Source organism: Flavobacteriales bacterium (assembly GCA_013214975.1).
Taxonomy (GTDB): domain Bacteria; phylum Bacteroidota; class Bacteroidia; order DT-38; family DT-38; genus DT-38.
In genome coordinates this window covers 1-1,676 of record JABSPR010000397.1, presented here as the reverse complement: position 1 = coordinate 1,676, position 1,676 = coordinate 1, and the positions used below count along the sequence as shown (strand labels likewise).

The following is a 1,676-nucleotide window of genomic DNA, read 5'->3' as shown; positions in this document are numbered from 1 at the left end:
TAAGGTCGCGAGCCGATTGGACCGCGCCAGACTGTTCAGAAGCAGAAGCAGCAGCACCACGGCGCGGGAATCGGCGGCGCCAACCATTCCCCTGGTGCTGATTCTCGACGAGCTCCGCCGTCCCGATGACAAAATATATCACAATGCACCACCAGCATGCGGTCTTCCTCATATATATTATGCCCTTCGGCCCGAGGACGAGACGGCCGTATTAGTATTAGAAAATAAAGAATGGCCTGGAGATCACTTAATGTTTAGTTACCCTTTAAATATCTATTATGAAAGTTTAGTATTAGAAAATAACGAGTGCCCTTACTTACATTATGGGGTACAAAATATAACTAATTCATTAACTGCTATTGAAGCGCAAGAAAAATCTACTGAATTAATAATTAAATACTTAACTAATCATTCTATTAATAATTCAATTTTGGAAGTTGGAATAGGGCTAGGAACAACACTAAATAAGCTACAATCTTGTGGTTATAATGTTAAAGGTATATCACCTGATTTAGACCAAATTACTCAATCAAATATGCTACATACATCTTTTGAGGATTATATAACAACAGATACTTATAATCATATTTTGTTTCAAGAATCTGCTCAATACATAGACCCCTCAATTATAGTTTCCAAATCACATTCTTTATTAGAAAAACAAGGACAATTACTCATAATGGATGAGTTTTCTACTGAAATTATACCTGAAGTTGAGAAACTTATTGAAGGAATGTTTAAGATAGAAGATTTAAAAGATTTAACGAAAAAAGCTAAAGGGTCTATAACTTACTTAATTAAAATAATTGAAAAGCATAGAAATAATATTACAGATTCACGTATTGATGACTTATTACCTTTACTCAAAATAAGAGAATCAGAATATAATAATGGCACTTATAAATATCTGTTGGTGTCGTTAATAAAGAAATAATTCTTGCTTAATACCTTATTTTGTGTTATTATAGGACATAATGAAAAACGAAACCAATAGAGGAATACAATGTCAGTAGCAGTAGACATGACAAACATGAGCCGAGAAGAGCTTATGGAGGCTCTTGAGACGGAGCGAACTAAAACGGAAAAGAAGATCGTAGTGAAGGTCAGCCCTAAGGGGTGTGTCCAAGTTAACGGTATTCGTAAGTTTCCTATTACATTCTACAAGAATGAGTGGGAAACTTTATTCTCTCTTCGTGAACGAATTGAGAATTTTATTGTGGAGAATGAAGACGCTCTAGCTATTAAGGCGTAATCATTGAAATGATTGCACGAACTTCACGAAACCTCGGACGCCAAGTCCAGTTACTCGTCCCATATGGCAACCCATTTTATGGCGCCATCGGAATTGTTTCAAGTTGGCGCAGCGTTGATGCTGCTTATGTCAGGGTCAAGGGTGGAATTTACTCAATAAGTCGAAAGAATCTGAAACTCGTTTCTCGTGGACGTGGATCAATAAAATTGAGAAGCCAAGTCTAGTAACCTAGGCTTGGCTTTTTTTGAGAAGAATAAAAAATGACTAAAACAACAAAACCAAATTACAATGCGACTTTGACATATGGTAAAACCAAGTATGCGAATAAAGATATGTATATGACTGATAATGAAAACAATAAGGTTTTGGAAAATGCAATATCCAATCTCAGTGATGACGAAGAAACCAAAGAGTTGAAGAGGGT

At 36.1% G+C, this 1,676-nt stretch carries 3 protein-coding genes; all 3 read left to right on the top strand.

Annotation, left to right across the window (positions count from 1 at the left end; all coding sequences use genetic code 11):
* The first annotated feature begins 94 nt into the window (after positions 1–94).
* The gene (locus tag HRT72_12500) at positions 95–934 is read left to right on the top strand and encodes a hypothetical protein (GenBank protein ID NQY68525.1); all 840 of its coding nucleotides are present in this window, start codon (positions 95–97) and stop codon (positions 932–934) included.
* 69 nt (positions 935–1,003) lie between these two features.
* The gene (locus HRT72_12495) at positions 1,004–1,252 is read left to right on the top strand and encodes a hypothetical protein (protein NQY68524.1); all 249 of its coding nucleotides are present in this window, start codon (positions 1,004–1,006) and stop codon (positions 1,250–1,252) included.
* A 260-nt stretch (positions 1,253–1,512) separates the two neighbouring features.
* A partial coding sequence (locus HRT72_12490; protein NQY68523.1) for a hypothetical protein occupies positions 1,513–1,676 on the top strand: 164 nt, incomplete at its 3' end.

Excerpts from the sequence above, each read along its gene's own strand:
- HRT72_12495 (NQY68524.1), top strand. The coding sequence starts at position 1,004 with ATGTCAGTAGCAGTAGACATGACAAACATGAGCCGAGAAGAGCTTATG.